The following is a 25704-nucleotide window of genomic DNA, read 5'->3' as shown; positions in this document are numbered from 1 at the left end:
TTCGTCCACGCCACCGCTCTCGAGCGCGCCGGCATCCGCGGCCTTCGCGAAGGCCAGAAGGTGTCCTTCGACACCGCCGAGGATCGTCGCAGCGGCAAGGTCGCCGTCAACAACATCCAGACGGCCTAATGCATGAACCGGCGCACATCGCGAGCGCCTGATCAGGAGCCGCTCCCCTGGGAGCGGCTTTTTTGTTTGCTCCCCCATTCGATGCCGAACTGAAGAGGAAGCGATGAGCACCTTTCGGAAATACACTCCCGCGAAATCCGTGATGTTCCTGGTGAACTACGACGACGCCCGCACGGCCTATCTGTGGATCGACAATCCTTCCCAGGCCGCCGACACCCGCGTGGTCGGCACGATCGCCCGCGCCCAGCAGGAACAGGGCACCCTGCCCGAGGGCACCATCACCAGCATCCGGCGCATCCGGTAATCCGCCCGCCCGCGCCGGAGAACGAACACCCCGCCCCTCACCAGGAGACCGACCGATGTCCCACAAGTTCAAAGTCCGGCAGATGATCCGGCTGAAGCACCCCGCCTATGCCGATTCCCGGACGAGCTCGACCGGCGTCTACGAGGTCGTCCGGCTCATGCCCGCCGACCAGAGCGGGGAACTCTCGTACCGGATCAAGAGCGGCGCGACCGAACGGGCCGTGCGCGAGAGCGAGATCCGAAGCGCCTAGCGCTCCCTAGTCCCGCGCCCACGGGGTCGCGAGGACGATATGGGTCGTGGCCGTGGCCACGCCCTGCACGGCGGCGACGGCATCGCGGATCCGGTCCAGGGTCGCGTTGGAGTCGCACGACACCATCACCATGAGATCGATGGAGCCGGTCAGCGAGTGGCAGGCGGTGATCTCGGGAATGCCCGACAGGCGCGGCACCACGTGCTTGCAGCGGAAACCCGGCTCGAAGGTGACGGCGATCATGGCCCGCACCGCCGGGTCGTGCTCGGAGGCGAGCTCCACCGTATAGCCCTTGATCACGCCCTCGCGCTCCAGGCGGCGCATCCGCTCCTGCGTGGCGCTGCGCGACAGGCCGACGCTGCGGGCAAGGCCGACGAGGCTCTCCCGCGCATTCCGGCGCAAGGACGCCACCAGGATCCTGTCTTTCTCGTCCAGCATGACGCTCCCGCCGCCCCGATGCTTCCCGACCGGCACTTAGCCGGCCCACCGGTCATCTTGTCCAGTGAAACCGGCACGACGACGCGCGAAGACAGGAGGGCAACTGAGGTTTCCCCATGGATTACGCGAATTCTGTGCTTCTGCCGGTCGACATGCAGCAGGCTTTCGACCTGCCCTCCTGGCCCCGCCGCTGGAACGGGGCCGTGGACGCCAACGGCCTGGCGCTCATCGAGGCGTGGCGGTCCCGCGGGCTGCCGATCATCCACGTGCGACACGATTCCGTGACGCCGGGCTCGACCCTGGCGCCGGGGCAGCCGGGCAACGCCTTCCGGCCGGGCTTCGGGCCGAAAGGCGGCGAGGCCCTGGTGACCAAGGGCGTCAACTCCGCCTTCATCGGAACCGACCTCGATCTCAGGCTGAAGCGGCTCGGCGTGCGGAAGGTCGTGGTCTTCGGCATAACGACGGATATGTGCGTGTCCACGACGGTGCGGACGGGCGCGAATCTCGGCTACGAGATGGTTCTGGTCGAGGATGCCTGCGACTGCTTCGACCTGCCGGACGGCACGGGCGGCGTCGTTCCCGCCCGCGAGAGCCACCGGGCCCATGTGGCGACCCTGCGCTACGAATTCGCCCAGGTGGCGACCACGGGGGACGTCCTGGCCGCGCTTGCGGCCGCCGGCGAGGCGACGGCCGCCTGAGCTGGGCGCTTACCCCTTGGGCAGCATGTCCTTCACGAGGCCGCTCGCCCTGCCGAAATCCATGCGGCCGGCGTACTTGGCCCGCAGGGCGCCGACGACCTTGCCCATGTCCTTCATCGAGGAGGCGCCGGTCTCGGCGATGGCCTCCTCGATGGCGGCCCTGGTCTCGGCCTCGTCCATCTGCTTGGGCAGGTAGGAGGAGATGACCTCGACCTCGTCCTTCTCCTGCTGGGCGAGCTCCGTGCGGCCGCCCTGCTCGTACATGGCGATCGATTCCTGGCGCTGCTTCACCATCTTCTGCAGGAGCGCCAGGATCTCCTCGTCGGAGAGCGGGTCCTTGCCGTTGCCGCGGGCCTCGATGTCCTTGTCCTTGAGCGCCGCCTGGATCAGGCGGATGGCGCCCAGGCGACGCTTGTCGCCGGCCTTCATGGCCTCCTTCATGTCCGCCGTGAAACGATCGCGCAGCATGGATATCTCCTTGTGTTTTAAAGCGCCTGAGCGTTGACGGAACGCGAACGGCCCCTTAAGTCACAGGAACAGTTCAAGGGCGGCCCATGGTGGCCTGCTCAAGCGCGCCCCATTGGGCTCGGACTTAAAGAGATCATGACGATGCTGCAAGACAAACACACAGCGGGTGGCTGGACGGAGCCGCGCGCAACCGCCGTTCTCGTGCTCCAGGACGGCACGGTGCTGGAAGGCTTCGGCATCGGCGCCACCGGCGAGGCGACCGGCGAGGTCTGCTTCAACACCGCGATGACCGGGTATCAGGAAATCCTGACCGACCCGTCCTATGCGGGCCAGATCATCACCTTCACGTTCCCGCATATCGGCAATGTGGGCGCCAACGACGAGGACATCGAGAGCGTCAACGCCGCCTCGTCCTCCGGCGTGCGCGGCGCCATTCTGGCCGCCTCGGTGACGGACCCGTCGAACTGGCGCGCCTCGCGCCACCTGGACGCCTGGCTGAAGGCCCGCGGCATCATCGGCCTGACCGGCATCGATACCCGGGCGCTCACGGCGCTCATCCGCGAGAAGGGCATGCCCAACGCGGTGATCGCGCACGATCCCAACGGCGCGTTCGACCTCGACGCGCTCAAGACCCGCGCCGCCGCCCTGCCCTCCATGGACGGCCTCGACCTCGTGCCCATGGTCACCAGCGGTCAGCGCTTCGACTGGGACGAGACGACCTGGAAGCTCGGCCAGGGTTACGAGAAGCAGGCGGAAGCCAAGTACCACGTGGTCGCCATCGACTACGGCGTGAAGCGCAACATCCTGCGGCTGCTCGCCCGCGCCGGCTGCAAGGTCACGGTGGTGCCCGCCACGGCCTCCGCCGACGACATCCTGGCCCTCAAGCCCGACGGCGTGTTCCTCTCCAACGGCCCCGGCGATCCGGCCGCGACCGGCGAATACGCGGTGCCGGTCATCCGCAAGGTGCTGGAAGAGAAGATCCCGACCTTCGGCATCTGCCTCGGCCACCAGATGCTGAGCCTGGCCGTGGGCGGCAAGACCAAGAAGATGCACCAGGGCCATCACGGGGCGAACCATCCCGTGAAGGACAGGACCACCGGCAAGGTCGAGATCACCTCGATGAACCATGGCTTCGCGGTGGACCCGGAGAGCCTGCCGGAGAACGCGGTGGAGACCCACGTCTCCCTCTTCGACGGCTCCAATTGCGGCATCGCGCTCACCGACCGCCCGGCCTTCTCGGTGCAGTACCATCCTGAGGCCTCCCCCGGCCCGCAGGACAGCCACTACCTCTTCGACCGGTTCGTGAAGCTGATCGAGGAGGAGAAGGCAAGGCGCCAGGCCTGAAGGCCGCCTAAGGCCCCTATCGCTCCGGCAGTGCTCTTCGTCCCTGCCGGAGCCTTAACCACGATTCCGCCGAAGGGTGGATAATCGAACAATATTTCATTTCTGCGACAAACCGGACATTGCGCTCGCGGCCCAAATCACGTTAACCGATCAGTAACCATAAAAATTGACGATCGATTCTTGATTTTGGGGGTTCTTCCGATGACGTTCGACGACGAGTCCGGCCAGTTCAACCGCCTGCATTCCCTCTTCACTTTTCATCTCGGCGTCGCCGTCGGCCTGTCCTGGCTGACCTCGCTCTACGCCTCGATCTATGCTCCCTGGGTCCGCAACATCCGTCCCCTGATCGACCCGACCGACGCGGGACATGTGGAGAGCACCTGGTCCTTCCTGTTCATCTTCCCGGTCGTCCTCACGGTGGCCTGGCTCCTGACGATCTTCGGCCAGAACACCCTGCGCCAGCTTCAGATGCTGAAGAACCAGACCATCGAGTTCGCCGTCGCGGGCACCGTCGCCTTCGTGGTGTTCTACCTCTCCATCGACCGCGCCGTCGCGGCGATGCTGATCGAGCAGTAACTTCGCAAGAACGATCAATCGAGGCGTCCTAAGGTCTTGTTCAGGAGCGATCCATGACCAAGGCCGGCACCAAGCCCAGAGCAACGACGCGCCTCGGTTAAGGCTGCCGGGTGGCCCGGGTGATGGCCTACATCAACAACCACCTGCCGCTCCACCGCGCAGCCGGCGAGCTGCTGACGGAGATCCTCCCCTGAAGGGATAGCCGGGAGCCCCCTTCCCGCCGTGGCGCGGGAAGGGGCGCCGCCCTCCCGTTCCCGGAAGCCCGGAGCCGGAACTTCGGATTAATGAGCGGCCACGCTCGATCTTTCGCGAAGCCGATGCGTTCTCCCCCGACTGGATTGGAGGAAACGAATGGCTCAGGCAAAAGGATATGGCGCCCCCGGCGAGTACAACGCGCCGCTCAAGACGGACACTTACGTCTTCAAGGACAACGGCCTCATCCCGAACAATTCCCTGCCGCTGATCGTCCGTCGCGCTGCGATCCGGCCATCGAGCCCGGATCCGGCCAAGGCGTTCGAGAACACGTTTCAGAAGAACGGCTGGACCAATTCCTGGCGCAACGGCATTCACGACTATCACCACTATCACTCGACGGCCCATGAGGTTCTCGGGATCGCCATGGGGTCGGGCTCCGTGCGTTTCGGTGGAGAAAGCGGCGAGCTGGTCGCAATCACGGCAGGCGATGTCGTCGTCATTCCCGCCGGGGTCGGGCACGCGCTCATCAACGACAACGGAGAGCTTCTGGTGGTGGGCGCCTATGCGGGCGGTCGCGACTGGGACGAGATCCGCGACGATCCCGGCGCCATCGAAGCCGCACGCAAGCGCATCGCGGAGGTTCCCCTTCCGGACGCCGATCCGGTCGACGGGGCGAACGGCCCCCTCATGAAACTCTGGTCCAACGGCTGATGACGAGAAGCTGAGCTTCGGCTAGGAGTCTCGCCATGAACTGGCGAGACTACTGGAACCAAGACACGCCGATCTATGCGGGCGAGCGGCACAAGCTCCTGCATTACCGGCTGGTTGCGAACGAGATCATCGGCCTCATCCCCTCACCGGATGCGGCCGTGCTCGACCATGCCTGCGGCGAAGCGTTGTTCGCGGACCGGGTGGCGGCCAAATGCGGCCACCTTTACCTCTGCGACGGGGCTCCCCTCGTGCGCGAACGGCTGCACGAAAGGTTCGGAGACCGGGACAGGATCACGATCCTGTCCCCGGAGGATCTCGCGACCCTGCCGGAAGCCTCCCTCGACCTGATCGTGGCGAACTCTCTTCTGCAATATCTCTCGCTGGAGGAGTTGCGCGGGCTCCTGAAGCTCTGGCACGGCAAGCTGAAAACCGACGGCCGCCTGATCCTCGCCGACGTGATTCCACCGGATGTCAGCCCCGTGACCGACGCGAAGGCCCTCCTGTCCTTCGCCTGGAAGGGCGGCTTCCTGAAATCCGCGGCCCTCGGCCTCGCGCGCACCGCGTTCTCGGAATACCGCAAGATCCGCGAAGAGATCGGCCTGTCCCAATACACGCAGGAGGACATCGTCGATCTCCTGGAGGAGGCAGGCTTCAGCGCCGAGCGGATGGAGCGCAATATCGGCCACAACCCGGCGCGGATGACCTTCATGGGCAGGCCGGTCTAGCTTCGCCGAAAGATGCTCTAGGCCTTGCACATCTCGGCGCGGGCGGAACGCTGATCGCTCGCCATCGACAGCGCCAGGACCACGAGGCCGCCCACCGCCAGGATCGCTCCCACCCATCCGGTCGAGGCGAAACCGTAGCCGGAGGCGATGGCCAGGCCGCCGAGCCAGGCACCGAGGGCGTTGGCGATGTTGAAGGCGGAATGGTTCAGCGCCGCCGCCAGGGTCTGGGCATCCGCAGCGACATCCATCAGGCGGGTCTGGAGCGCCGGCCCGATGGCGACGCTGCTCCCGACCAGGAACACGCAGATCGACAGCATGTACGGGTTCTCGGCCGTCAGGGAGAGGACCGACATCACGACGGCGCTGCCCGCCAGGGTGCCGGCGATGGTGCCGATCAGGTTCCTGTCGGCGAACCAGGCGCCGACCAGATTGCCCACGATCATGCCGGAGCCGAACAGCGCCATCATCATGGGAACGGCGCTTTCCGGCATCTGGGCGACCTGCGTGGCCGTCGACGCGATGTAGGAGAACACGGAGAACAACCCGCCGAAGCCGACGGCGCCGATGCTCAGGGTGAACCAGACCTGCTTGCGCTTGAAGGCCCCGAGCTCCCGGATCGGGCTGGCTCCCTCTTGAACTTTGTCCTTCGGCAGGAACAGCCAGATCAGGACGACGGTGAGCGCCCCCAGGAAGCCGACCGCCGCGAAGGCGACCCGCCAGCTCAGGATCTGACCGAACCAGGTTGCGACGGGCGTGCCGAGCAGCGTCGCCACGGTCAGTCCCAGCATGACGCGGGCTACGGCCTGGGTCCGCTTGCGCGGCTCGACCAGGGAAGCGGCCACCAAGGCCGCCACGCCGAAATAGGCGCCGTGCGGAAGCCCGGTCAGAAACCGCAGGAGAACGAACGATTCGAAGCCCGGCGCCAAAGCGCTGACGACGTTGCCGATGGCGAAGACCGCCATCAGAACGAGCAGCAGCGTCTGACGGGCGAGCTTCGCGGCCAGGACCGCGATGATGGGAGCGCCGACCACAACGCCCAGCGCATAGGCGCTGATGGCGTATCCAGCCTCCGGCGTGGTGACGCCGAATTCCTGGGCGACGTTGGGCAGAAGCCCCATGATGGCGAACTCGCCTGTGCCGATGCCGAAGCTGCCGACGGCAAGCGCCAGCTCGATCAGGGCGACCGCGAGCCGCGAGCGCGGAACGGGCTTCTCTCCAGGAACGGCCCGGTCGGCCGCTGCCATCGAAATATCGGACATCAAGCCCCCAAGAGATGTTTAGCGAAAACCATGATGCGCTGCTTGGCCTTTCGAAAGGCACGGCTGCGGCGCGAACTCATGTCGGCCTTATATTGCACTGCAAAACCGGGATGAGGACTGCACCCGGATGCAGGCCAGGGCTGCACTGGCCGTCTGTACCGGCTCGATCCTCAGCCGGTTGGCTCTTCGTTAGGCAAAGGTCCATGCCTTGTGGGCGACGAAGCTCCACAGCATCACGATCCCGGTCGTGACCAGCTGCGCCGGGATGTAGGGGGCGCCGAGCCATTCCACGAAGGCGTGCATGAACAGCCAGGTCAGCAGGAAGCCCACGAGGGCGACCAGGGCGAAGCGCCAGGTGGCCTCCCGGTGGGGGCGGCTGCTCCGATAGGTGTGGGTGCGGTTGAGGGCGTAGGAGACGAGCCCGCCCGCGATATAGCCGGCCAGCGTCGCCGGGACCGGCGAGGCGAAGCCGCCCTCCACGAGCATGACCAGGAGGCCGTAATGCGCCACGGCCGCGGCCAGGCCCACCCCGAAGAAGGAGGCGAACTGGCGGGCGAGGCGGCGCGGGTAAGGAAATGTCGTCACGGCCCCTCGTTAGCCCGTTACGGCGGCGCCGTCACGCGCTTCATCGGTGGACGCGTCCTCTTGGCCCTTTCTTTACGGGATGAGGCCGTGTAAGAGCCTCTCTCAACCTTCAATCAGATAACACGCCAGCTGCGCTCGAAGCGCCGTACCTTACGGCCGCGCGGCTGGACACGCCTGGGTGGCCATATGCCGAAGCGGACAGACATCTCTTCCATCCTCATCATCGGTGCCGGACCGATCATCATCGGTCAGGCCTGCGAGTTCGACTATTCGGGCACGCAGGCCGTCAAGGCGCTGAAAGAAGAGGGCTACCGAGTCATCCTGGTGAACTCGAACCCTGCGACGATCATGACCGATCCGGATCTCGCGGATGCCACCTACGTGGAGCCCATCACCCCCGAGATCGTCGCCAAGATCATCGAGAAGGAGCGCCCCGATGCGCTCCTGCCCACCATGGGCGGCCAGACGGCGCTGAACTGCGCCCTGTCGCTCAAGAAGATGGGCGTGCTCGAGAAGTTCGGGGTCGAGATGATCGGCGCCACGGCCGAGGCCATCGACAAGGCGGAGGACCGCCAGCTCTTCCGCGAGGCCATGACCAAGATCGGCCTCGACACGCCGAAATCGCGCCTCGCCAACGCCTCGGCCCTCAAGAAGGCCGACCGGGACGCCTATCTCGCCGAGCTGGCCCGCCTGGAGGCCCTCGACGTCCATCCGGGCGACAAGAAGCGCATGATCGCCGCCTACGAGCTCAAGTGGAACGCGGGCGAGAACGAGCGCCGCAAGCGCTACCAGGAGCACGCCATGGGCGAGGCCCTGCTGGCGCTCGCCGAGGTCGGCCTGCCGGCCATCCTTCGCCCGTCCTTCACCATGGGCGGCACCGGCGGCGGCATCGCCTACAACCGCGAGGAGTTCCTCGACATCGTGGAGCGCGGCCTCGACGCCTCGCCCACCAACGAGGTGCTGATCGAGGAGAGCGTGCTCGGCTGGAAGGAGTACGAGATGGAGGTCGTCCGCGACAAGGCGGACAACTGCATCATCGTCTGCTCCATCGAGAACATCGACCCGATGGGCGTCCATACGGGCGACTCGATCACCGTGGCCCCGGCCCTGACACTCACCGACAAGGAATACCAGATCATGCGCGACGCCTCGCTGGCGGTGCTGCGCGAGATCGGCGTCGAGACCGGCGGCTCGAACGTGCAGTTCGCGGTGAACCCCGAGAACGGCCGCATGATCGTGATCGAGATGAACCCGCGCGTGTCGCGCTCCTCGGCGCTGGCCTCCAAGGCGACGGGCTTCCCCATCGCCAAGGTCGCGGCCAAGCTCGCGGTGGGCTACACCCTCGACGAGATTGCCAACGACATCACGGGCGGCGCGACGCCGGCCTCCTTCGAGCCGACCATCGACTACGTGGTCACCAAGATTCCGCGCTTCGCCTTCGAGAAGTTCCCCGGCGCCGAGCCGACGCTCACCACCGCAATGAAGTCGGTGGGCGAGGCCATGGCCATCGGCCGCACCCTGCCGGAATCGCTCCAGAAGGCCCTGCGTTCGCTGGAAACCGGCCTCACCGGCCTCGACGAGATCGAGATCGAGGGTCTCGGCAAGGGCGACGACAAGAACGCCATCAAGGCGGCGCTGGGCACCCCGACCCCGGACCGGCTGCTGAAGGTCGCCCAGGCGCTGCGCCTCGGCATCAGCCACGACGAGGTCTACGAGAGCTGCAAGATCGACCGCTGGTTCCTGGAGCAGCTCCAGGCCGTGGTCGATCTGGAAGCCAAGGTGAAGGCCCATGGCCTGCCCCAGACCCCGGGCGCCTTCCGCCACCTCAAGGCGATGGGCTTCTCCGACGCCCGCCTCGCCGTCCTCGCCGGCAAGACCGAGGCCGAGGTGCGCGAACTGCGCCGGTCGCTCGCCGTGCGCCCGGTCTTCAAGCGCATCGACACCTGCGCGGCGGAGTTCGCCTCCCCCACCGCCTATATGTACTCGACCTATACGGCGCCCTTCGCGGGCCAGCCGGCGGACGAGGCCCAGCCGTCCGACGCCAAGAAGGTGATCATCCTCGGCGGCGGCCCGAACCGGATCGGCCAGGGCATCGAGTTCGACTATTGCTGCTGCCACGCCTGCTTCGCGCTCAAGGATGCGGGCTACGAGACCATCATGGTCAACTGCAACCCGGAGACGGTCTCGACCGATTACGACACCTCCGACCGGCTCTATTTCGAGCCGCTGACCCAGGAGGACGTGCTCGAGATCATCGAGACCGAGCGCTCCAGGGGCACCCTGCACGGCGTCATCGTCCAGTTCGGCGGCCAGACCCCGCTCAAGCTCGCCCGTGCCCTGGAAGAAGCCGAGGTGCCCATTCTCGGCACCTCGCCGGACGCCATCGACCTGGCCGAGGACCGGGACCGGTTCAAGCGCCTGCTCGACAAGCTGCACCTGAAGCAGCCCAAGAACGGCATCGCCTATTCGGTGGAGCAGGCCCGCCTGATCGCCGCCGATCTCGGCCTGCCCTTCGTGGTGCGTCCCTCCTATGTGCTCGGCGGCCGCGCCATGGCGATCATCCGCGACGAGACCCAGTTCGAGGATTACCTGCTGGGCACCCTGCCCGGGCTCATCCCCTCCGACGTGAAGGCCCGCTACCCCAACGACAAGACGGGCCAGATCAACACGGTGCTGGGCCAGAACCCCCTCCTCTTCGACCGCTATCTCTCGGATGCGATCGAGGTGGACGTGGACTGCCTCGCCGACGGCAAAGACGTGTTCATCGCCGGAATCATGGAGCATATCGAGGAGGCGGGCATCCACTCGGGCGATTCCGCCTGCTCCCTGCCGCCCCGATCGCTGTCGCCCGACATCCTGGCCGAGCTGGAGCGCCAGACGAAGGCGCTGGCGCTGGCCCTCGACGTAGGCGGCCTGATGAACGTTCAGTACGCCATCAAGGACGGCACGATCTACGTCCTGGAGGTGAACCCCCGCGCCTCGCGCACCATCCCGTTCGTGGCCAAGGTCATCGGCGAGCCCATCGCCAAGATCGCGGCCCGGGTCATGGCGGGCGAAAACCTCGCCAAGTTCGGCCTGACCCCGAAGGAGCTGCCCCATATCGGCGTGAAGGAGGCGGTCTTCCCCTTCGCCCGCTTCCCCGGCGTCGACGTGCTGCTTGGGCCGGAGATGCGTTCGACGGGCGAGGTCATCGGCCTCGACCGGGGCTTCGGCGTCGCTTTCGCCAAGAGCCAGCTCGGCTCCGGCACCCAGGTGCCGAAGACCGGCACCGTGTTCGTCTCCGTGCGCGACTCGGACAAGCCCCGCATCCTGCCCACCATCCAGATGCTGGAGGAAATCGGCTTCCAGATCGTGGCAACCGGGGGTACCCAGAAGTTTCTTGAGGAAAACGGCGTCAAGGCGACGCGGATCAACAAGGTGCTCGAAGGCCGCCCGCACGTGGTGGACGCCATCAAGAACGGCGACATCCAGCTGGTCTTCAACACCACCGAGGGGGCCGGCGCCCTCTCAGATTCTCGCTCCTTGAGACAGGCTGCCCTCTTGCATAAGATACCTTACTACACCACTCTTGCAGGAGCGATCGCCGCGGCCGAGGGCATCAAGGCCTATCTCGGCGGCGATCTCGAAGTCCGGGCGCTTCAGGACTATTTTGCCTGAGGCCCGGGCATAAATCGGAACTGCGAAGCTTCAAGGAAGTTTTCGTTGATATGCGAGGGCGCCGGAAACGGCGGCCTCGTACCTCTTTTTGGAAGAGACGAATGATGGACAAGGTCCCTCTGACGATCAAGGGTTTTGCGGCGCTCGAGGAAGAGCTCAAGCAGAGGCAACAGGTCGAGCGCCCCCGGATCATCCAGGCTATTGCTGAGGCTCGCGCGCTGGGCGACCTGTCGGAAAACGCCGAATACCATGCCGCTAAGGAAGCGCAGTCCCTCAACGAGGGCCGCATCCTCGAGCTGGAAAGCCTGATTTCGCGTGCCGAGATCATCGACATCTCGAAGCTTTCCGGCGACCGGATCAAGTTCGGCGCCACGGTCAAGCTCGTGGACGAGGATACGGAAGAGGAAAAGACCTACCAGATCGTCGGCGAGCCGGAGGCGGACGTGCATTCCGGCCGCGTCTCGGTCTCGTCGCCCATCGCCCGGGCCCTGATGGGAAAGACGATCGGCGATACGGTGGAGGTCGTCACTCCCGGCGGCGGCAAGTCCTACGAAGTCGTCGGCGTCCAGTTCGGCTAATCGGCAGCAGGGGGCAGCGATGAAGGATCACAGCATGTCTCCTCTGTCCCGCCGCTCGTTCCTGACGGGTCTCGCCTGTGCCGGCTTTGCCGGCGCAGGCCTTTCGGCTGCCCGGGCGCAGGCTTTCCCCCAGTATTTCTCGTCCTTCGCCGTGGATGTCAGCGTGCTCCGGGCCAAGGGCCTGGATGCCTTTGCGGATTTCGTCGGCGCGGCCGCGCTCGATGAGCTGCAGCGCTCCTTTGCCGACCGGGTCGATCCGCGCGGCCCGCGCCTCGTGGTCCGCCTGACCAACCTCTTCCTGACGAGCTCGCCCGATGGCGGCGGCGGTGGTCGCCGCTGGCGCGGAGCCGGCGGGGGAGCGGATTCGCTCGAAGGCGAGGCGCTGGCCGTCGGCCCGAGAGGAGAGATCATCGCGCGCCACCCGCAGCTCGCGGTTCTGGACGTGCGCACGAGCATCCTGACGCCCAACGAGCCCGGCCGGGCCGCCGCGGTGGCGCAGCACTACGTCCGCTGGTTGCGGCGCCAGCTCATCGGATAGGCCCTGCGGAGCCCGGCAGCGCATCCGACGGGCGCTCGCGCCGAAACAGGAAGCGCTCCATTTCCGGAACGAACCTGACCACCTCGAAACCGGCCTTTTCCAGAACACGGCGCGAGCCGATGTTTTCCGGATGCGCGAAAGCCTTGATTTCCGGCAGGGCCAGGGTCCGGTCGGCCACATGGGTGCAGGCCGCCGTCAGCTCGCCGGCATATCCCCTGCCCCAGACGTCCGGGTGGAAATAGTAGCCGACCTCCACGCCCCAACCGGGCTCAAAGGGGTCGTTGTAGAGGCCGCCCCAGCCGACGAGGCGCCCCTCCCGCTTCGTCACGATGGTCCAGGGCGCAAAGCCGTCCCTGCGGCGGAACCACTCGTGCACGGCGATGCGGCGGCGGCATTGGCGGAGCGTCCGGTCGCAATGGGTGAACCGCATGGCCTGAGGATCCCCCAGGAACGCGAATAGAGCCGGCACGTCGGCCAGCTTCGGCCGCCGAAGCAGCAAATGCTCCGTTTCGAGGTCCAACGCGCTCCTCCGGGACGATCCTCGGCCTTCGCAGGCCGCAACTCACCGAATGCCGGTATACCTCACGGCACACGCCGCGGGGAGGCTTTCGGCCGGAGCTGTCCGGCTTCTACTCGGCGACTTCGGACACGTCTTCGATCGGCACCAAGGGCTCGTCCTTGATCAGGTCGAGAGTGAGCGCCGTGCGGACGTTGCGCACATTCGGCAGGGAGGTGAGTTCCGACACCAGGCCCTGGAAGGCGGCGAGGTTGGGCGCCACGCATTTCATGATGAAGTCGATGTCGCCGGACAAGGTCCAGCATTCCCGGACCATGGACCAGCCCTTGATCCGCTCCTCGAACTCGCGGAGCTCCTTCTTGCCCTGGATGTCGAGCTGGACCATCGCGAAGCACACGATTTCGAAGCCCAGGCCCTTGGGGTCGAGCATGGCCCTGTAGGCCTTGATGATGCCGGCGCTTTCCAGCGCCCTCACACGGCGCAGGCATGGGGGGGCCGACAGGCCGACGCGACGGGCCAGCTCCACATTCGTGATGCTGCCATCGGCCTGCAGTTCCTTCAGGATGGCCCAGTCAATGGAATCGAGGCGTCCGCGCACGTTAACTCCGGGAAAGGCTCGTCTCGGCTGAGTAGACGGTGTAGAGGGTCTGCACAAGAAGGGCTGGCGATTAAGTCGCAACGAACTTCATGCACTCCACAGGCTCATTGATCAAATGTTGCGCAACAACTCAAGCCTGCCGATAGCCTCCGGCACGACCTGCTGGGTCCTGTCCGACGGCAAGGCCGGAGACGAGTTGCAGGCCCTGAGCGTATCCGAGGCCCTCGGCCTGGAGCCGGAAATCCGCCGGGTGCGGCCCCGCGCGCCCTTCTCCTGGTTCATGCCCTGGGGGCCCATCGACCCCCGGGAGCGCCCGGGCGCCCGCAACAGCCCTCTCGTCCCACCCTTTCCCGATCTGCTCATCGGGTCCGGCCGCCGCGCCGTGCCTTACCTGCGCTTCGTGAAGCGCGCCTCCGGCGGGCGAACCTACACGGTCTTCCTCAAGGACCCTCGCATCGGACCGAACGCCGCCGATTTCATCTGGTCGCCGAGCTACGACCGCCTGCGGGGCCCGAACGTCCTCAACACGCTCACGCCGCCCCACCGGGTCTCGGCCGAGCGGCTCGAAGCGGCCCGCGCGAAGCCCGACCCGCGCCTGGCCGGCCTCCCCCACCCGCGCGTGGCGGTGCTCGTGGGGGGCGACAGCCGCCACCACCGCTTCACGGAAGGCGACATCGCCCGCCTCACGGAGCACCTCGCCACCCTGGCGGGAACGGGCGCCGGACTGATGATCACCGCCTCGCGACGGACCCCTCCCGCTCTTCGGGACGCCCTGATCGCTCTGGCGTCGCGCCATGGGGGCTTCTTCTGGGACGGGAGCGGCGAGAATCCCTTCGTGGCGCTTCTCGCCCTTGCGGATGCGGTGGTGGCCACCGCGGATTCCTTCAACATGATCGGCGAGGCCGCGGCGACGGGCGTTCCCATCCTGGTCTTCGAACCCACGGGCGGGCACCCCAAGCTGACCGTCTTCCTCGACGAGATGAAATCCCTTGGAGTTGTGCATCCCTTCGCGGGCCGACTTGAAGGCGAAGCCTATCCACCCTTAAATTCAACCCCTCGGATTGCGCGCGCCATCGCCGAAGGCCTAGGCCGCCATCGCCGCGCTCTCGGATTGCCTGACGCGGCTCTTTCACTGGAGAATTCTTGATGGCCCATACTCACGCCAAGCTCATCATCATCGGCTCTGGGCCGGCCGGCTACACCGCGGCGATCTATGCGGCCCGCGCCATGCTGGAGCCGGTCCTGATCTCCGGCTTCCAGCCGGGCGGACAGCTCATGATCACGACGGACGTGGAAAACTATCCGGGCTTCGCCGACGTGATCCAGGGCCCGTGGCTCATGGAGCAGATGCGCCTGCAGGCGGAGCATGTGGGCACCCGCATGGTTTCCGACCACATCACCAAGGTCGACCTGAAGCAGCGGCCCTTCCGCCTGGAGGCCGATTCCGGCGAGACCTACAGCTGCGATGCGCTTATCGTCGCGACCGGCGCCCAGGCCAAGTGGCTCGGCCTGCCCTCCGAGGCCCTGTTCCAGGGCTTCGGCGTCTCGGCCTGCGCCACCTGCGACGGCTTCTTCTTCCGCGGCAAGGAGGTCGTGGTGGTCGGCGGCGGCAACACCGCCGTCGAGGAGGCGCTCTACCTCTCCCATCTCGCCTCCAAGGTGACCCTGGTCCACCGCCGGGACTCCCTGCGGGCCGAGCGCATCCTGCAGGACCGCCTGCTGAACAATCCCAAGATCGAGGTCGTGTGGAACTCCGCCGTGGAGGAGATCTGCGGCAGCCAGAACCCTACCTCCGTCACCCATGTCCGGCTGAAGAACATCGTCTCCGGCGAGGTCTCGGAACTGAAGACCGACGGCGTCTTCATCGCCATCGGGCACAAGCCCTCGACGGAGCTCTTCGCCGGTCAGCTCGACATGAAGCAGGGCGGCTATCTGCTGACCAAGCCGGGCACGACGGAGACCAACGTTCCGGGCGTTTTCGCCGCGGGTGACGTGGCCGACGACGTCTACCGCCAGGCGGTGACGGCCGCCGGCATGGGCTGCATGGCGGCGCTGGAAACGGAACGCTACCTGGCGAGCCTGGAGGTGACGCAGCAGGCCGCCGAATGAATTTCTCAACGATTGGTTAGCCTTCGGTCCGAATTCCTATTGCCTTCGGCCAGCGGCTTATAAGAGATAAGACGGTCCTCCCTCGCGGGACGGATCGTCAGGGGAATGCCGTGGACTGGGACAAAATCCGGATTTTCTATACGGTCGCGGAGGCTGGCAGCTTCACGCGCGCCGGTGACGATCTCGGGTTGAGCCAGTCCGCGGTCAGCCGCCAGATCAGCGCCCTCGAGCGCGAGCTGAGGGCTCCCCTCTTCCACCGCCATGCCAGAGGCCTCATCCTGACCGAGCAGGGCGACCTGCTGTTCCGGGCGGCCCGGGACATGCGGATGCGCCTGGAAACCACCAAGGCGCGCCTTGTGGAAACCAGCGAGCGGCCTTCGGGCGAGTTGAAGGTGACCACGACGGTCGGCCTCGGCTCGATCTGGCTCGCCCAGCGCATCGCCGAGTTCATGGACCTCTACCCGGACGTCCGGGTGCAGCTGCTCCTCAGCAACGAGGAGCTCGACCTCGCCATGCGCGAGGCCGACGTGGCGATCCGCCTGCGCCGTCCGGCGCAGCCGGACCTGATCCAGCGACGCCTCTTCACCGTTCACTTCCACGTCTACGCGTCGAGCGACTATCTCAAGCGCTTCGGCGAGCCCAAGACCCTCGAGGAGCTCGACGAGCACCGCATCGTCTCCTTCGGCGGCGACCAGCCGTCCTACCTGATGGCGGTGCATTGGCTCTCGACCGCGGGACGCGAGGGACGGGAGCCGCGCCAGTATCACTACGTGGTCAACAACATCACGGCCCTGAAGATCGCCGTCGAGACAGGAGCCGGCATCGCCGTGCTGCCGGACTACGCGGTCGTCGGTAACCCGAACCTGACCCAGGTCCTGCGCGACGTGGAGATGCCCTCCCTCGACAGCTACCTGGTCTATGCCGAGGAGATGCGCTCCGTCGCCCGCGTGCAGGCCTTCCGCGACTTCCTCATCACCAAGGCCCAGCGCTGGACCTTCTGACAGCCGGAATCGGCGCAAGCTCGACAGTCGCAGATCATGTCGTCTCTGTGACCGAAGCCATGCAGATGTTGCAGCCCTTTCATGAGGCATGTTGCATTGCAAACGGGCCGAATGCCTTCAATATAAGCCTCGGCTGATTTCAACGCGGCATCGCTTTTCTTCCTCCCGGCGATGTCGTGTCGGCCGTTCCCTCTGGAAGGTTTTGACTTATTTGTCGGACCTCTACTTTAGCCGGGCCCTGGGCCCGGCTTTTTTTTGCCCGTTCGCGGACGGAGCGAATTGTCCTTCCGGGTGCGGCGGGGCGTCGTCTCACGACGACTGCGTGACCTCGTCCTTGAGCACGCGCCGCAGAACCTTGCCGACATTGGTCTTGGGCAGCGTCTCGCGGAACTCGACCCGCCGCGGCACCTTGTAGGGCGTCAGGTTCTCGCGGCAGAACTGGCGCAGTTCGTCCGCGCTCAGGGACGGATCCTTGCGGACCACGTAGGCGACCACGACCTCCCCGCCGTTGCTGTCCGGCAGACCGATGACGGCAGCCTCGGTCACCTGGGGGTGCTGGACGAGAATGTCCTCGACCTCGTTCGGATAGACGTTGAAGCCGGAGACCAGGATCATGTCCTTCATGCGGTCGACGATCTTCACCTCGCCGTGGGGCAGAATCACCGCCACGTCTCCGGTGCGGAAGTAGCCGTCCTGCGTCATCACCTTCGCGGTCTCGTCGGGACGCTGCCAATAGCCGGCCATGACCTGCGGGCCCTTCACGCACAGCTCGCCCCTCTCGCCGAAGGGCAGCGGCGCTCCGTCCTGGGAGCGGATCGACACGTCCGTGGAGGGAAGCGGGTAGCCGATGGTGCCGGTGAACTCCTCGATGTCCAGGCGGTTGGCGCAGACCACGGGCGAGGTCTCGGACAGGCCGTACCCTTCCACGATGGGCTGCCCGGTCACCGCCTTCCACTTCTTCGCCACAACGGCCTGGGTGGCCATGCCGCCGGACACGGCGAAGACGAGTTGCGAGAAATCCACCTCCTCGATTCCGGGCGCGTTCGCCAGGGCGTTGTAGAGGGTGTTGACGCCCGACATCAGGGTGATGCGGCTCGACTTGAGGATCTTCACGAAGCCGGGGATGTCGCGCGGGTTCGCGATGAGCAGCTGACACCCGCCGATCCGGGTCATCAGCAGGGCGCAGACCGTCAGGCCGAAGATGTGGTAGAGCGGAAGCGCCGTGACCATCACGTGATCGGTGCGCTCGCCGAAGAACGGGCGCATCCAGGCCTCGCACTGGAGCACGTTCGCGGTCACGTTCCGGTGCAGCAGGATCGCCCCTTTGGAGACGCCGGTGGTCCCGCCGGTATATTGCAGGAAGGCGATGTCGTCGGGCGTCACCGCCACCGGTTTCGGGGGCTGCTTCGCCCCCTGCGCGACGACCGATTTGAAGGCGACGGCCGCTGGAAGGCTGAAGGGCTTGACGGCCTTCTTCACGTGCCGCGACACGATGTTGATGATCGAGCCCTTGAGGCCCAGCAGGTCGCCGGGCTTGACCACGACGAGCCGGTCGAGCTTCACGTCGTTCAGGGCTTCCTGCACCGTGGCGCCGAAATTCTCGAGCACGAACAGCGCCCGCGCGCCGGAATCCTGCAGCTGATGGGTCAGCTCGCGCGGCGTGTAGAGCGGATTGACGTTCACGACCGTGCAGCCGGCGATCAGGATCCCGAAGAGGACGGCCGGATAGGCCATGACGTTCGGCATCATGATGGCGACCCGGTCGCCCTTCCCCATTCCCTGGGCCTGGAGCCAGGAGGCGACCGCATCGGCGGTTCGCCCCAGCTCCGCATAGGTCATGCGCTTGCCGAAGCTTTCGGCGGCGTTTCGCGACCCGTAGGCCGACACGCCTTCACGGAAGATGTCGACCAGGGTGCCGGTCCGCTCGACGTCGATGGTTTGGGGAACCTGGGCCGGATAGGAGCTCGACCAGGGCCGGGCCGCATATTGCCCGGCTGCACCGGAATGTTCCGCCGTGTTGGGGGCGTTCATCGTGTTCCTCCGCTTCGTGGCGAGGTTGCTTTGGGAGATGGCGTCTCCGTCAAAGCTAAACTTGACGCGGAAGAGCACGTTTGTCGATGGGATAGTTTAGACCTGAACGATCGGAATGCTCCGACCGTTCAGGTTCTTACCGGAATTCTCGCGGCTCAGTGCGCCTTCTGCAGGATCTGCTCGGCAGGCCTGCCGCTGAGTTCCGCCATGTGGTCGAAGCGGGTCGAGAAGGTTCCCACGCCGGCCGTGACGGACCGCAGCTCCACGATCAGATCGCCGATCTCCGCCTCCGGAATGGTGGCGCTGATCACGTCCCATCCCTCCCAGCCGGGCCTGGCATTGTAGCCGAGAATCTGCCCCCGCCGGGCGGTGACGAGGCCCGTGGCCTTGGAAAGAGCCTCGGTCGGAATCGCGATCTCGGCCGAGAGTACGGGCTCCAGCAGCACGGGCTTCGCCTTGGGCAGCGCCTCCGCCAGGGCGAGCTTCGCCGCCGCCTGGAATGCCGCATCCGACGAATCCACCGTGTGGTAGGAGCCGTCCGTCAGCGTCACGGCGAGATCCACCACGGGGAAGCCGAGGGGACCGCACTTGATCGCATCCCTGACGCCGGTCTCGACGGAGGGGATGTATTGGCGGGGCACCACGCCGCCCGTGATCCTATCGTGGAAGGCGAAGCCCTCGCCCCGCGGCAGCGGACCGATCTCGATCATGACGTCGCCGAACTGACCGTGGCCGCCGGTCTGCTTCCGATGCCGGCCGCGCGCTGCGGCGTTGGAGCGGATCGTCTCGCGATAGGCGACCTGGGGCTTGCCGGTCTCGACACCGACCTGGAAGCGCGAGGCGAGCCGCTTCACGGCCACCCGCAGGTGCATCTCCCCCTGCCCGAGAAGGCGGATCTCGCCCATGTCGGGACGGGTTTCGACCACGAGGGACGGATCCTCCTCGGTGATCTTCGCAAGCGCGCTGGAGAGGCGGACATCGTCCTTGCGGTCCTTCACCTTGAGGGCCACCGCATAGACGGGCTCGGGCGGCGCGATGGACAGGATCGCCTCCGGGCGGGACTTTCCGGCCGCGAAGGCATCGCCGGTTGCGATGGCTTCCAGCCGTCCGAAACCGAGGGTATCTCCGGGCTTGGCCTCGGAAATACGGCTTGTGCCTGTTCCCACCATCGCCAGAAGGCTGCCGATGCGGGCCTCCGTTCCCCGCGAGCCGACGACGGTATCGCCTTCATGGAAGGCGCCGCGCAGGACCCGGGCCAGGGAGAGCTTTCCGCCCTGCCCCAGATGCATGGTCTTCATGACCTGCGCCAGGGGCGCGCCGTCCTCGGGAACGCCGAGCCGGACCCGCGTTTCCTCCAGGGTCGGCGCCTCGTGCCGGAGCGCCTTCAGGAGCCGCGTGACCCCGTTGCCGCGCTCGGCCGAGCCGATGAGCACGGGCACCACATGCCGGTCCCGCAACTCGCGGGCCAGATCGTCGAAAACACGGTCGCGCGGAGGCTCGATCTCGGAGATCAGGTCCTCCATGAGGGCATCGTCGTAATCTGCGAGACGTTCGAGCATGGAAAAGCGCGCCTCGCGCTCCCGCGCGGCCTCATCGCCCGGCAGGTCCACGATCTCGCTCGGGGCATGTTCGCGGTAGATGAAGGCGCGCTCCAGGGCGAGGTCGATGAACCCGACGGCGATGCCGTCCTTCCAGAGCGGGATCTGCCGCAGGAGCAGCGGCGTGCGCGACGCCTTCTGCAGCAGCGCGAGGGTCTCGCGGACGCGCCGGGTCGCGGAATCGATCTTGTTGATGAAGAGGAAACGGGGAATGTCGGCCTCTTCCAGCTCCCGCAGGATGATCTGCAGGGCCGGGATCTTGCGCTCGTCGGCCTCGCACACCACCACGGCCGCATCGCAGACCGGCGTGATGTTGCGCATCTCGTGCATGAATTCCATGGAGCCGGGGCAATCGACGAAGGTCATCTTCTCGCCGAGGAACTCGACCGTCGCCGTGTTCGGCTCGGTGCTCATGCCGTGGGCGCGGGCTTCTGCGCTCCCGTCGCCGACGGTGTCCCCGTCTGCTACCCGGCCCGCCCGGCCGATCGCGCCGGTTCGCTCCAGGATCGCCTCAAGGAGTGAGGTCTTGCCGCTCTGGAATGGGCCGACGATGGCAATGCATCGCGGGCCCGCCGCTCCTCTGCCGTTGGGTGCCATGAGAGTCTCCTTCCCTGCCCCCGTCAGCGCGCTCTTGCCGGTCGCGTTGATGTGATGCTCTGCCTGTCATGCCGCTTTGGCAAGAGACATCGGATCGGGCCTCTCCAAAAAGAAAAGGCCAGGCTTCGCGCCCGGCCTTCCTGGGAGGAGGGATCGTCCTGCTCAGGGGGTGCCACCAGGGACCGCCGCAGGCTCGGCGTCGCGGTGCTCGCCGCGGCGCACGATGGTCATGGCATGGATGGTGACCGGCCCTGCCCTCAGGAGGTTCATGGCGGAGACGATCATCTCCGCCAGCCGCTCCGGGGTCACACCGTCCCCTTCGATGTCGAGGATGAAGTCCTTGGCCTCGACATAGCCGCCATTGGTGAAGTCGACCCGAAAGTCCGACTTCACCCGGTAGGGCGATTGCTGGTCGATGCGGTAGGGCGCGGCCTCGGGATCCGGATGGAAGGTCCGAGGCAGGTCGCTCACCGCAGGGACCCGCAGAAGCGCTGGATGCGGTTGCAGGCATCCTCGAGCGCCGCGTTGGACGTGGCGTAGGAGATGCGGAAGTTCGGGCCCAGGCCGAAGGCCGAGCCGTGCACCGCCGCGACGCCTTCGGCCTCGAGCAGCTCCGACACGAAGTCCTCGTCGGTGCGCAGCACCTTGCCCGACGGCGCGGTCTTGCCCATGGCCTCGGCGCAGGACGGATAGACGTAGAAGGCGCCTTCCGGCATCGGGCACTTGAGGTACTTCGCCTGGTTCAGCATGGAGACCACGAGGTCGCGGCGCTCCTCGAAGGCCTTCTTGAAGCGCGGCAGGTGGTCCTGCGGGCCGTCGAGGGCCTCCACGGCCGCCCATTGGGAGATGGAGGCCGCGCCGGAGGTCTGCTGGCCCTGCACGAAATCCATGGCCTTGATGAGCTGGTCGGGGCCGGCCGCGTAGCCGATGCGCCAGCCGGTCATGGCATAGGCCTTCGACACGCCGTTCATGGTGAGCGTGCGGTCGTAGAGGCCCGGCTCGACCTGGGCCGGGGTCACGAATTCGAAGTCGCCGTAGGTCAGGTGCTCGTACATGTCGTCGGTGAGCACCCACACATGGGGGTGGCGCATCAGGACGTCGGTGATCGCCTTCATCTCCTCGCGGGTATACGCCGCGCCGGTCGGGTTCGACGGGGAGTTGAGGATGATCCACTTGGTCTTCGGCGTGATGGCGCGCTCCAGGGGCTCCGGCTGGAGCTTGAAATTGTGCTCCATGGTGGTGTCGACGAACACCGCCTTGCCGCCGCACAGGCCCACCATCTCGGGATAGGACACCCAGTAGGGAGTCGGGATGATGACCTCGTCGCCCGGGTTCAGGGTGGCGAGGAGCGCGTTGTAGATGACCTGCTTGCCGCCGGTGGACACGATGGTCTGCGACGGCTTGTAGTCGAGGCCGTTCTCGCGCTTGAACTTGCGGGCGATGGCCTCGCGCAGGGGCACGATGCCGGAGACGGGGGTGTACTTGGTCTCGCCGCGGCGGATGGCCGCGATGGCGGCTTCCTTGATGTTGTCGGGCGTGTCGAAGTCCGGCTCGCCGACCGAAAGGCTGATCACGTCCCGACCCTGGGCTTTGAAATCCCGCGCTTTCTGCGTGATGACGATCGTGGCAGACGGCTTGATGCGCGAGAGGGCGTCAGACAAAAAGCCCATGGGAATCCTCCGGTCGGGGCGTTAGAAGGGATCTGTGACGGCGGCGGACCCTATTCCTCCCCGGCCGTCCAAGCAAGCAAAACAGCCCATGTTCGATGGGTTTTTGAGGAGACGCCTTGCCGATGATCACTTCCGTCACCCGCCGCCTCGCGCTCGGCCTGTTCGCCGGCGCGACCCTTCTGGCCACGGCCGCCAGCGCTCAGGATTTCCCGAACCGCGTCATCAAGATGGTCGTTCCCTATCCGGCAGGCGGCCCCACCGACGTCATCGCCCGCATCGTGGCGGAGGAGATGGGCAAGGAATACGGTCAGAACGTAATCGTCGAGAACCTGGCCGGCGCCTCGGGCGCGGTGGGAACCCGCACCGTCGCCAAGGCGGCGCCCGACGGCTACACGATCATGTTCGGGAACAATCAGACGCACGGGAACAACATGTTCCTGCTCAAGGAGCCGGGCTACGACGCGATCAAGGACTTCGCGCCGCTGGCCGGCGCCGGCGCCTTCGAGCACGTCTTCGTGGTGCCCAACGGGCTCCCGGTGAAGTCGATGCAGGATCTCATCGCCCTCGCCAAGAAGGATCCGGGCAAGCTGAACTACGGCTCCACCGGCGTCGGCTCGGGCTCGCACCTGGCGACCGAGCTCTTCATGACGCGCACCGGCACCAAGATGACCCACGTGCCCTTCCGCGGCGCGGCTCCCCTGGTCACCGAGCTGATGGCCGGGCGCATCGACGTGTCGAACTCGACCCTGCCGAGCGTCCTGTCGCAGTTCCAGGCCGGCAACATGCGCGCCATCGGCATCGCGAGCCCGGAGCGCAACCCGCAGGCTCCGGACGTGCCGACCCTGCGCGAGCAGGGCATCACCGACGCGGACGCGGAATCCTGGGCCGCCTTCTTCGCTCCCGCAGGTACGCCGAAGCCGGTTCTCGACAAGCTGTCGAAGACGATCATCGGGATCCTGAACAGGCCCGACGTGAAGGACCGCATCACCAAGCTCGGCTTCACCCTGAACGTCCGTGACCCGGAAACCTTCAAGCCCTACCTGGCCAAGGAGATTCAGACCTGGGCGGACGTCATCAAGGCCGCCAACATCAACGCGGAGTAACGCCGATCACCCGGGGCGCCGTCGGCGCTCCGGGCCGACAGGACGAGGACCGTCCCATGCAGTTCCACCAGGGCCGCCTGATCGACCACGTTCACCTTCGCGTCTCCGATCTCGAGGCGAGCCGGCGGTTCTATCGCGCCGTCCTGGACGCCGTGGGGCTGCGCTTCACCTCGGAGAGCCCGCGGCATTTTGCCTGCGACGAGCTTTGGGTCGACCGGGCGGACGGCCCCGTCTCAAGGGTGCATCTCGCCTTCCAGGCCAAGGACCGGGAGGCCGTCCATGCCTTCCATGAGGCGGCTCTGGCCCATGGCGGGCGGGACAATGGCGGGCCGGGAGAGCGCTCCTACCATCCGGGATATTACGGCGCCTTCGCCCTCGACCCCGACGGCAACAACATCGAGGCCGTCTTTCACGGGCCGACCGAACGATCCGCGGATTCAGTCGTTGTTCGTCCGAGGACCTGAGGGGCGTTGCCCAAAAGGTTAATGAATAGTTAATTCCGTCACTTAGCCGATACTCTGAAAGCAGAGTTTCCACCGTTAACTGGAACTTTCTCGATTCAGGGCGGTTTTTTCCCTATACGCCCGCCGTTCCTGCTGGGGGAAACAGTAATGAATACCTTCCGCACGAGAAATGCCCGCCGCGCCGAGTCCCGCGCCCACCGCCTCGATCCTCGGCAGGAAAGCCGTTTCTCCCTGGCGCTGGTCCTGCTCATGGGGCTCGCGACCCTCTCGGTCATGGCGACGACCCAGATGCTGACCGGCCATAATCAGGGGACAACCTCCCTCTACGCCTCGCAATAACGAGGGCGTGATAGGCCTCGCAGTTGACCCTGCGCACCGACAAGCTAGCTCTCCGTCCATTCCGTTGACGGAGAGGTCCCGATGAAGTTTTCCCTCGCCCTAGGCTGTCTCCTGGCCTTCAGCTTCGGCTCAGCCGCCCTGGCCCAGGACACGCAGCGGGTTCGCACCGACAAGGTGGAAGTGATCGTCGAGACGGTCGCCCGCGGTCTCGAGCATCCCTGGGGCCTCACCTTCCTCCCCGACGGCCGCATGCTGGTGACGGAACGGCCCGGTCGCCTGCGGACCGTGGCGCCGGACGGGACGCTCTCCGAGCCGATCAAGGGCCTGCCGCAGATCGCCGCCCGCAGGCAGGGCGGGCTGCTCGACGTGGCGCTCGATCCGAACTTCTCGCAGAACCGCCTCGTCTATCTCAGCTATGCGGAGGACAGACGCGAAGGAAAGGCCGGCACCAGCGTGGCGAGGGCCCGTCTCAACGAGGACGGCACGGCCCTCGACTCCCTGCAGGTCATCTTCCGGCAGGAGCCGTCCTACAGCGGCGGCAACCATTTCGGCTCGCGCCTGGTCTTCGACCGCGAGGGCAACCTCTTCGTCACCCTCGGCGACCGGTTCGATCTGCGCGAGCAGGCTCAGAACCCGGCGAACCACATCGGCAAGATCGTCCGCATCAAGCCCGAGGGCGGCGCCGCGCCCGGTAACCCGTTCCTGGGGCGCGAGGGTGCCCGCCCCGAGATCTGGTCCCTGGGCCACCGCAACGTCCAATCGGCCGCCCTCCACCCCGCCAGCGGCGAATTATGGACGGTCGAACACGGGGCCCGGGGCGGCGACGAGGTCAACATCCCGCAGCCGGGCAAGAATTACGGCTGGCCCGTCATCTCCTACGGCGTCGACTATTCCGGCGCGAAGATCGGCGAAGGCACGGCGAAGCCGGGCCTGCAGCAGCCGGTCTATTACTGGGATCCCTCCATCGCTCCCTCCGGCATGACCTTCTACACCGGCAACCGTTTTCCCGGCTGGCACGGCAGCATTCTCGTCGGCGCGCTCTCGGGCCGCCTCGTTTCACGCCTGGAGGTGGACGGCAACCGGGTGACGGGCGAGGAGCGGATGCTGCAGAACCTGGGCGAGCGCATCCGCGACGTGCGCCAGGGCCCGGACGGCCTGATCTATCTCCTGACGGATTCGTCCCAGGGCAGGATCCTGCGCATGCGGCCTGCCGACTGACCGG

28 protein-coding genes are annotated in these 25704 nt (G+C 66.3%); 18 read left to right on the top strand and 10 right to left on the bottom strand.

Annotation, left to right across the window (positions count from 1 at the left end; genetic code table 11):
- The 3 genes from ACFOYU_RS09700 to ACFOYU_RS09690 all read left to right on the top strand — a co-directional run.
- Window positions 1–129, top strand: a 129-nt coding sequence (locus ACFOYU_RS09700; RefSeq protein WP_377033349.1) for a cold-shock protein, incomplete at its 5' end; no start/stop codon positions are given.
- A gap of 103 nt (window positions 130–232) precedes the next feature.
- Window positions 233–433 (top strand): hypothetical protein, encoded by a 201-nt coding sequence (locus tag ACFOYU_RS09695; RefSeq protein WP_226736239.1) that lies wholly within the window; start codon window positions 233–235, stop codon window positions 431–433.
- 55 nt (window positions 434–488) lie between these two features.
- Complete coding sequence (locus ACFOYU_RS09690; RefSeq protein ID WP_226736241.1) at window positions 489–683, top strand: hypothetical protein; 195 nt, start codon at window positions 489–491, stop codon at window positions 681–683.
- Window positions 684–689: 6 nt separating this feature from the next.
- Here ACFOYU_RS09690 and ACFOYU_RS09685 read toward each other — a convergent pair whose 3' ends face one another.
- Window positions 690–1121, bottom strand: coding sequence for an Lrp/AsnC family transcriptional regulator (locus tag ACFOYU_RS09685; protein ID WP_226736244.1), 432 nt, complete (start codon window positions 1119–1121; stop codon window positions 690–692).
- 116 nt (window positions 1122–1237) lie between these two features.
- On the opposite strand from ACFOYU_RS09685, the gene ACFOYU_RS09680 reads away from it, so the two are divergent.
- Window positions 1238–1819: a cysteine hydrolase family protein gene (locus ACFOYU_RS09680; protein ID WP_226736246.1), complete on the top strand. Its 582-nt coding sequence runs from the start codon at window positions 1238–1240 to the stop codon at window positions 1817–1819.
- 9 nt (window positions 1820–1828) lie between these two features.
- On the opposite strand, the gene ACFOYU_RS09675 is transcribed toward ACFOYU_RS09680, so the two are convergent.
- Entirely contained in the window at window positions 1829–2287 is a 459-nt protein-coding gene (locus ACFOYU_RS09675; RefSeq protein ID WP_226736249.1) for a GatB/YqeY domain-containing protein, read from the bottom strand.
- Between the two features lie 141 nt (window positions 2288–2428).
- On the opposite strand from ACFOYU_RS09675, the gene carA reads away from it, so the two are divergent.
- The 4 genes from carA (at window position 2429) to ACFOYU_RS09655 (ending at window position 5838) form a co-directional block, all read left to right on the top strand.
- Entirely contained in the window at window positions 2429–3631 is a 1203-nt protein-coding gene (carA, locus tag ACFOYU_RS09670; protein WP_226736251.1) for a glutamine-hydrolyzing carbamoyl-phosphate synthase small subunit, read from the top strand.
- A gap of 201 nt (window positions 3632–3832) precedes the next feature.
- Window positions 3833–4207 (top strand): hypothetical protein, encoded by a 375-nt coding sequence (locus ACFOYU_RS09665; RefSeq protein WP_377033340.1) that lies wholly within the window; start codon window positions 3833–3835, stop codon window positions 4205–4207.
- A 351-nt stretch (window positions 4208–4558) separates the two neighbouring features.
- Complete coding sequence (locus tag ACFOYU_RS09660; protein WP_377033339.1) at window positions 4559–5113, top strand: cupin domain-containing protein; 555 nt, start codon at window positions 4559–4561, stop codon at window positions 5111–5113.
- Window positions 5114–5148: 35 nt separating this feature from the next.
- A complete protein-coding gene (locus ACFOYU_RS09655; protein ID WP_377033338.1) occupies window positions 5149–5838 on the top strand; it encodes a class I SAM-dependent methyltransferase in 690 nt (229 codons plus the stop codon).
- Window positions 5839–5855: 17 nt separating this feature from the next.
- Here the strand turns inward: ACFOYU_RS09655 and ACFOYU_RS09650 are convergent, their stop codons facing one another.
- Both ACFOYU_RS09650 and ACFOYU_RS09645 read right to left on the bottom strand, forming a co-directional pair.
- Window positions 5856–7082, bottom strand: a complete 1227-nt coding sequence (locus tag ACFOYU_RS09650; RefSeq protein ID WP_377033348.1) for an MFS transporter — start codon at window positions 7080–7082, stop codon at window positions 5856–5858.
- Between the two features lie 204 nt (window positions 7083–7286).
- Entirely contained in the window at window positions 7287–7682 is a 396-nt protein-coding gene (locus ACFOYU_RS09645) for a GtrA family protein (protein ID WP_377033337.1), read from the bottom strand.
- Between the two features lie 186 nt (window positions 7683–7868).
- Here ACFOYU_RS09645 and carB point away from each other — a divergent pair, with 186 nt between their 5' ends.
- The 3 genes from carB (at window position 7869) to ACFOYU_RS09630 (ending at window position 12455) form a co-directional block, all read left to right on the top strand.
- A complete protein-coding gene (carB, locus tag ACFOYU_RS09640) occupies window positions 7869–11339 on the top strand; it encodes a carbamoyl-phosphate synthase large subunit (RefSeq protein ID WP_226736264.1) in 3471 nt (1156 codons plus the stop codon).
- Between the two features lie 104 nt (window positions 11340–11443).
- A complete protein-coding gene (gene greA / locus ACFOYU_RS09635; protein ID WP_226737071.1) occupies window positions 11444–11917 on the top strand; it encodes a transcription elongation factor GreA in 474 nt (157 codons plus the stop codon).
- 34 nt (window positions 11918–11951) lie between these two features.
- Window positions 11952–12455: a hypothetical protein gene (locus tag ACFOYU_RS09630; RefSeq protein WP_377033336.1), complete on the top strand. Its 504-nt coding sequence runs from the start codon at window positions 11952–11954 to the stop codon at window positions 12453–12455.
- On the opposite strand, the gene ACFOYU_RS09625 is transcribed toward ACFOYU_RS09630, so the two are convergent.
- Together ACFOYU_RS09625 and ACFOYU_RS09620 are read right to left on the bottom strand one after the other, a co-directional pair.
- Entirely contained in the window at window positions 12445–12975 is a 531-nt protein-coding gene (locus ACFOYU_RS09625) for a GNAT family N-acetyltransferase (RefSeq protein ID WP_377033335.1), read from the bottom strand. The genes ACFOYU_RS09630 and ACFOYU_RS09625 overlap by 11 nt on opposite strands.
- A gap of 109 nt (window positions 12976–13084) precedes the next feature.
- Entirely contained in the window at window positions 13085–13570 is a 486-nt protein-coding gene (locus tag ACFOYU_RS09620) for an Lrp/AsnC family transcriptional regulator (protein WP_226736270.1), read from the bottom strand.
- Between the two features lie 115 nt (window positions 13571–13685).
- Between ACFOYU_RS09620 and ACFOYU_RS09615 the strand changes: the two genes are divergently transcribed.
- The 3 genes from ACFOYU_RS09615 to ACFOYU_RS09605 all read left to right on the top strand — a co-directional run bounded on the left by ACFOYU_RS09615 (window position 13686) and on the right by ACFOYU_RS09605 (window position 16680).
- Window positions 13686–14717: a mitochondrial fission ELM1 family protein gene (locus ACFOYU_RS09615; protein WP_377033334.1), complete on the top strand. Its 1032-nt coding sequence runs from the start codon at window positions 13686–13688 to the stop codon at window positions 14715–14717.
- Window positions 14717–15679, top strand: a complete 963-nt coding sequence (gene trxB, locus ACFOYU_RS09610; RefSeq protein ID WP_226736273.1) for a thioredoxin-disulfide reductase — start codon at window positions 14717–14719, stop codon at window positions 15677–15679. Before ACFOYU_RS09615 ends, trxB begins: the two co-directional genes overlap by 1 nt.
- A gap of 110 nt (window positions 15680–15789) precedes the next feature.
- On the top strand, window positions 15790–16680 hold the full coding sequence (locus ACFOYU_RS09605; RefSeq protein WP_226736275.1) for a LysR family transcriptional regulator: 891 nt from the start codon (window positions 15790–15792) through the stop codon (window positions 16678–16680).
- A 309-nt stretch (window positions 16681–16989) separates the two neighbouring features.
- Here the strand turns inward: ACFOYU_RS09605 and ACFOYU_RS09600 are convergent, their stop codons facing one another.
- The 4 genes from ACFOYU_RS09600 to ACFOYU_RS09585 form a co-directional block, all read right to left on the bottom strand.
- On the bottom strand, window positions 16990–18711 hold the full coding sequence (locus ACFOYU_RS09600) for an AMP-binding protein (RefSeq protein ID WP_377033333.1): 1722 nt from the start codon (window positions 18709–18711) through the stop codon (window positions 16990–16992).
- 155 nt (window positions 18712–18866) lie between these two features.
- Entirely contained in the window at window positions 18867–20906 is a 2040-nt protein-coding gene (locus ACFOYU_RS09595; RefSeq protein WP_377033332.1) for an elongation factor G, read from the bottom strand.
- 162 nt (window positions 20907–21068) lie between these two features.
- Window positions 21069–21377: a hypothetical protein gene (locus ACFOYU_RS09590; protein ID WP_377033331.1), complete on the bottom strand. Its 309-nt coding sequence runs from the start codon at window positions 21375–21377 to the stop codon at window positions 21069–21071.
- Window positions 21374–22576, bottom strand: coding sequence for a pyridoxal phosphate-dependent aminotransferase (locus ACFOYU_RS09585; protein WP_377033330.1), 1203 nt, complete (start codon window positions 22574–22576; stop codon window positions 21374–21376). The genes ACFOYU_RS09590 and ACFOYU_RS09585 overlap by 4 nt, the downstream gene beginning before the upstream one ends.
- Window positions 22577–22698: 122 nt before the next feature.
- On the opposite strand from ACFOYU_RS09585, the gene ACFOYU_RS09580 reads away from it, so the two are divergent.
- The 4 genes from ACFOYU_RS09580 (at window position 22699) to ACFOYU_RS09565 (ending at window position 25700) form a co-directional block, all read left to right on the top strand.
- Window positions 22699–23679 carry a tripartite tricarboxylate transporter substrate binding protein gene (locus ACFOYU_RS09580; protein WP_226736285.1) on the top strand — a complete coding sequence of 327 codons (981 nt, stop codon included), beginning with the start codon at window positions 22699–22701 and terminating at the stop codon, window positions 23677–23679.
- 56 nt (window positions 23680–23735) lie between these two features.
- Window positions 23736–24143, top strand: coding sequence for a VOC family protein (locus ACFOYU_RS09575; protein ID WP_377033329.1), 408 nt, complete (start codon window positions 23736–23738; stop codon window positions 24141–24143).
- A gap of 147 nt (window positions 24144–24290) precedes the next feature.
- Complete coding sequence (locus ACFOYU_RS09570) at window positions 24291–24482, top strand: hypothetical protein (protein WP_226736289.1); 192 nt, start codon at window positions 24291–24293, stop codon at window positions 24480–24482.
- An 81-nt stretch (window positions 24483–24563) separates the two neighbouring features.
- On the top strand, window positions 24564–25700 hold the full coding sequence (locus ACFOYU_RS09565; RefSeq protein ID WP_377033328.1) for a PQQ-dependent sugar dehydrogenase: 1137 nt from the start codon (window positions 24564–24566) through the stop codon (window positions 25698–25700).
- Window positions 25701–25704 lie beyond the last annotated feature (4 nt).

Source organism: Microvirga sp. GCM10011540 (assembly GCF_042650665.1).
Lineage (GTDB): Bacteria > Pseudomonadota > Alphaproteobacteria > Rhizobiales > Beijerinckiaceae > Microvirga > Microvirga lenta.
The sequence above is the reverse complement of the archived record's forward strand: the minus strand, read 5'-3'. Positions and strand labels throughout refer to the sequence as shown.

Coding starts and splice junctions, on each gene's coding strand:
- ACFOYU_RS09655 (WP_377033338.1), top strand. CDS start 5,149: ATGAACTGGCGAGACTACTGGAACCAAGACACGCCGATCTATGCGGGC.
- ACFOYU_RS09685 (WP_226736244.1), bottom strand. CDS start 1,121: ATGCTGGACGAGAAAGACAGGATCCTGGTGGCGTCCTTGCGCCGGAAT.
- ACFOYU_RS09575 (WP_377033329.1), top strand. CDS start 23,736: ATGCAGTTCCACCAGGGCCGCCTGATCGACCACGTTCACCTTCGCGTC.
- greA (WP_226737071.1), top strand. CDS start 11,444: ATGGACAAGGTCCCTCTGACGATCAAGGGTTTTGCGGCGCTCGAGGAA.
- ACFOYU_RS09585 (WP_377033330.1), bottom strand. CDS start 22,576: ATGGGCTTTTTGTCTGACGCCCTCTCGCGCATCAAGCCGTCTGCCACG.
- ACFOYU_RS09650 (WP_377033348.1), bottom strand. CDS start 7,082: ATGGCAGCGGCCGACCGGGCCGTTCCTGGAGAGAAGCCCGTTCCGCGC.
- ACFOYU_RS09665 (WP_377033340.1), top strand. CDS start 3,833: ATGACGTTCGACGACGAGTCCGGCCAGTTCAACCGCCTGCATTCCCTC.
- carA (WP_226736251.1), top strand. CDS start 2,429: ATGCTGCAAGACAAACACACAGCGGGTGGCTGGACGGAGCCGCGCGCA.
- ACFOYU_RS09680 (WP_226736246.1), top strand. CDS start 1,238: ATGGATTACGCGAATTCTGTGCTTCTGCCGGTCGACATGCAGCAGGCT.
- ACFOYU_RS09570 (WP_226736289.1), top strand. CDS start 24,291: ATGAATACCTTCCGCACGAGAAATGCCCGCCGCGCCGAGTCCCGCGCC.
- ACFOYU_RS09580 (WP_226736285.1), top strand. CDS start 22,699: ATGATCACTTCCGTCACCCGCCGCCTCGCGCTCGGCCTGTTCGCCGGC.
- ACFOYU_RS09695 (WP_226736239.1), top strand. CDS start 233: ATGAGCACCTTTCGGAAATACACTCCCGCGAAATCCGTGATGTTCCTG.
- ACFOYU_RS09630 (WP_377033336.1), top strand. CDS start 11,952: ATGTCTCCTCTGTCCCGCCGCTCGTTCCTGACGGGTCTCGCCTGTGCC.
- trxB (WP_226736273.1), top strand. CDS start 14,717: ATGGCCCATACTCACGCCAAGCTCATCATCATCGGCTCTGGGCCGGCC.
- ACFOYU_RS09565 (WP_377033328.1), top strand. CDS start 24,564: ATGAAGTTTTCCCTCGCCCTAGGCTGTCTCCTGGCCTTCAGCTTCGGC.
- ACFOYU_RS09690 (WP_226736241.1), top strand. CDS start 489: ATGTCCCACAAGTTCAAAGTCCGGCAGATGATCCGGCTGAAGCACCCC.
- ACFOYU_RS09675 (WP_226736249.1), bottom strand. CDS start 2,287: ATGCTGCGCGATCGTTTCACGGCGGACATGAAGGAGGCCATGAAGGCC.
- ACFOYU_RS09595 (WP_377033332.1), bottom strand. CDS start 20,906: ATGGCACCCAACGGCAGAGGAGCGGCGGGCCCGCGATGCATTGCCATC.
- ACFOYU_RS09600 (WP_377033333.1), bottom strand. CDS start 18,711: ATGAACGCCCCCAACACGGCGGAACATTCCGGTGCAGCCGGGCAATAT.
- ACFOYU_RS09615 (WP_377033334.1), top strand. CDS start 13,686: ATGTTGCGCAACAACTCAAGCCTGCCGATAGCCTCCGGCACGACCTGC.
- ACFOYU_RS09660 (WP_377033339.1), top strand. CDS start 4,559: ATGGCTCAGGCAAAAGGATATGGCGCCCCCGGCGAGTACAACGCGCCG.
- carB (WP_226736264.1), top strand. CDS start 7,869: ATGCCGAAGCGGACAGACATCTCTTCCATCCTCATCATCGGTGCCGGA.